Origin of the sequence: Wolbachia endosymbiont of Madathamugadia hiepei (assembly GCF_013366855.1) — a bacterium.
Taxonomy (GTDB): domain Bacteria; phylum Pseudomonadota; class Alphaproteobacteria; order Rickettsiales; family Anaplasmataceae; genus Wolbachia.
Window position 1 is genome coordinate 1 of the sequence record NZ_WQMP01000103.1, and the last position, 3,646, is coordinate 3,646.

Consider the following 3,646-nt stretch of genomic DNA (forward strand, 5'->3'; position numbering starts at 1 on the left):
ATATTCTTATGCATTGGGTAACCTCCTATTGTTGCTAAAATACTGGAGTTTACCCTATTTCTCTCTCTACTCTCTTTCTAATCCATAGTTAACGTTAGTGGGCTTCTGCGCTGCCTTTTGTTATTAGATAACCGTAGTATAAAGAAGTGAAAAGGATACGGAAAATAAAAAGTAGTGCCTTTTTGTACAAAGCACTACGCGTACTACCTTTAGCACACAGTAAAATATGAGATTTTTAAAAACTATAGAGATGCCCGTGGAGCAAGTGAATTTCTTGCCCCAAGGTTTTATTTATTTAGAATCCATTCATTCCACCCATGCCACCTGCACCCATAGGGGATGAAGCGCTTTCATCCTTGTTTGGTACATCAACTATCATAGATTCAGTAGTAATCAGTACACTTGCAACAGATATCGCTGTTTCAAAAGCAATACGAACCACCTTCGCCGGGTCAATAACACCTGCAGTAAATGCGTTAGCATAATTCATAGCCTCAACGTTGTATATAAGCTCTTTATCATTCTGTTTAATCAAATGATCAATTATAACAGCAGACTCAAGACCAGCATTTTTGACTAATCTCTTGATAGGAGCGCTGAGGACTTTCTTAATAATATTTATACCTATCTGTTCCTCATCACTTCCACCTTTTAGCTTATCGAGAACAGATGAAGTGTAAAGAAGTGCAACTCCACCACCTGGAACTATGCCTTCTTCAATTGCAGCTCTTGTTGCATGCAATGCATCCTCAACTCTATCTCTACGCTCTTTAACTTCTACTTCAGTTGCTCCACCAACTTTAAGCACAGCAACACCGCCCGATAATTTTGCTAAACGCTCCCTTAGCTTTTCCTTATCGTAATCAGAAGTTGAAGTTTCAATTTGCGATTTGATCTGTTCGATTCTGGCTTTCACTCTGTCAGAGTCGCTATTTTCACTGACAATTGTGGTATTATCTTTAGTGATTTTAACATTTTTAGCGGTACCAAGATCTTCAAGAGTGAGATCTTCCATCTTGATTCCAAGCTCATCTTTTATGACGTACTTAGCGCCTGTTAAAGCTGCTATATCTTCAAGCATCTCTTTTCTTCTGTCACCAAAGCCTGGAGCTTTCACCGCAGCAACTTTTAGACCACCACGCAGTTTGTTGATAACCAAAGTACTTAATGCTTCACCTTCAATATCCTCTGCAATAATAAGTAAAGGTCTACCAGACTTAACAACAGCTTCAAGAACAGGAAGTAGAGGCTGGATAATATTCAGTTTTTTCTCTGTAATTAAAAGATATGGATCATCAAGCTCCACAATCATTTTTTCATTATTTGTAATAAAGTACGGAGAAAGATAACCACGATCAAACTGCATACCAGTAGTGAGCTCAACTTCTAATTCTTTTGAACCTTTACTTTCTTCAACAGTGATCACACCTTCTTTTCCTACCTTTTTAACAGCATCAGCAATGCTACTACCAATATCTCTATCACCATTTGCAGAAATGATAGCAACTTGTGCCACTTCATCTACCTTCTCCAAAGAAATTGTGCGAGACATCGATGCAATTTCCTTTAATACTACATCTTTTGCCTTCTGCATTCCGTTTTTAATGCTAACACGATCATTTCCAGCAGCAATTGATTTTGAAGCTTCCATTATCATGTTGCTAGTTAGTATTGAGCACGTTGTTGTACCATCACCAACTTTATCATTACATTGAGAACAGCTTTGAGCAAAGATGCTTGTTATTGCGGCATTTAATGGTTTTTCAGGCTTGATACCCTTCATTACCTTATAACCATCTTTTGTAATTTCTGGTGCTCCATAGGGCTTGTTAATCCCTACTGTTTTTCCTCTAGGCCCTGCAGTTACTGCTACTGTTGAGTCTACTACTGCTGCAACTTCACGAAAAGCTTCTTGCAACTGCTCGCCTGACACTACTACATTAGTCATTTTTATCACCTCTTGTTAATAAAAAATTCAGAAAACTATAATAAAATCACTTACAATGCACTATGTTGTGCTTTGTTTTAGTTTAGTAAAAATAAAAACTGCTACTTAACGATAGCAAGTATATCGGACTCTTTCATTACTATAAACTTTTCATCGCCGTGCTCTATCTCCGTACCAGCCCATTGCCGATAAAACACTTTATCACCGATTTTTACAGTTAAAGCTATGCGTTCACCACTTGAATTGCGTGAACCTTCACCAGTTGCTATAACTTCACCTTTAGTAGGTTTCTTTTCAGCACTTGATGGAAGCACGATCCCACCTTGTTTTTCTTCGCTGATAGGCTTAATCAAAACGCTATCATCCAATACACTTAAGTCTATACTTGACATTTGTTTTTCCTCATCAACAAATTAACCTATAAGCTTATATATGCACTTGTAAGTTGGATTTCAAGGGCTGAGGCTTGTAAAATATAAGAAGACGAAGTGTGCCTAATATTATATAGTAAAATTTAGGTTTATTGACAGAAATTGTATGAATTATATACCATTGCAAAGCCGTGGTGTAATAGTTTTATACGGGCCAGACACGAGGGATTTCCTGCAGGGTATTATAACAAATGACATTAATAAGTTAGATAGCCAAAAAGCTATTTACTCTTTGCTGCTTAGCCCTCAGGGAAAGTACCTATACGATTTTTTTCTTATTGGATATGGTAAGTATATCCTTTTGGAATGCGAAAATGTGTACTTGCAGCAAATAATTGAGAAACTAGATTTGCTTAAAACTTACCTGAGAGTGAGGATTAAAGATGTTAGTTCATTGTATAAGGTTGGAGTTTTGTTTAATACTAAGTCAACAGAATGTAATGAATCACAAATTATTTTTCAAGATCCAAGGCACAAATCCTTGGGAATGAGGATCATACATAAAGGCGAAGTAAAGCAGCCAGCCAGAGATTTTACTCAGTACGAAAAAGTGAGAATTCAAAACCTAGTTCCAGATGGAGCAAGAGATATGGTGCAGAATTCGTCGTTTCCGCTGCAATATCTAATCGATAAGGTCAACGGAATAAGCTTCAATAAGGGGTGTTATATAGGCCAGGAAGTTGTAAATCGAATGAGCAGGCAAGAAACATTCAGAAGAAAACTTTACCTTGTTGAGGGAAATAGCGCACTTCCAAATATCGGTACTAAAGTAACAAATGAGAACAATGAAGAAATAGGCGAACTGCGCTCTAGCGTAGACAATATTGGACTTGCATTGCTTTATACTGGGAAAAGCCGCGCCAATTTATATACCGGTGGAGTCAAAATATCTGCGCGTTAGGATGCTTGGGTCTAAGTCAAGGCAGTGCATGCACTGGCCATAGAAACAAAAAAACTACTTGACAAGTTCCTCCAGCCCCCTTATAATGATACTGAAGCTATTTGTTTAACTTCCCAATCTGTGCAGGTTAAAATGACAAGAAAACTTGTATTTGGCGTGCTATGTGCACTGCATGTCTTTTTAAAACTTTGGGTTTTTACCCATACAAGCTGAAACGCGCTTATAAGTTGTTTAAGACATCACCCAACGCCGGATTTTAAAATAGAGAGTGGAATAACTAGTCTCTGTGAACAAAATTTTAGAGAAGCCATATGAGAGAACCAACGAAGTTTAAAAAACCCATAAAAACCTCAGCAGTCTTGTCAA

At 37.6% G+C, this 3,646-nt stretch carries 3 protein-coding genes; 1 reads left to right on the forward strand and 2 read right to left on the reverse strand.

Translation table 11 applies throughout. The features are described from left to right. Positions 1 to 295: 295 nt before the first annotated feature. Positions 296 to 1,948 (reverse strand): chaperonin GroEL, encoded by a 1,653-nt coding sequence (gene groL, locus GO685_RS04050; protein ID WP_175937676.1) that lies wholly within the window; start codon positions 1,946 to 1,948, stop codon positions 296 to 298. A 101-nt stretch (positions 1,949 to 2,049) separates the two neighbouring features. After that, entirely contained in the window at positions 2,050 to 2,331 is a 282-nt protein-coding gene (locus GO685_RS04055; protein WP_175937678.1) for a co-chaperone GroES, read from the reverse strand. 154 nt (positions 2,332 to 2,485) lie between these two features. Between GO685_RS04055 and ygfZ the strand changes: the two genes are divergently transcribed. Next, the gene (ygfZ, locus tag GO685_RS04060) at positions 2,486 to 3,280 is read left to right on the forward strand and encodes a CAF17-like 4Fe-4S cluster assembly/insertion protein YgfZ (protein ID WP_175937677.1); all 795 of its coding nucleotides are present in this window, start codon (positions 2,486 to 2,488) and stop codon (positions 3,278 to 3,280) included. Positions 3,281 to 3,646: the final 366 nt, after the last annotated feature.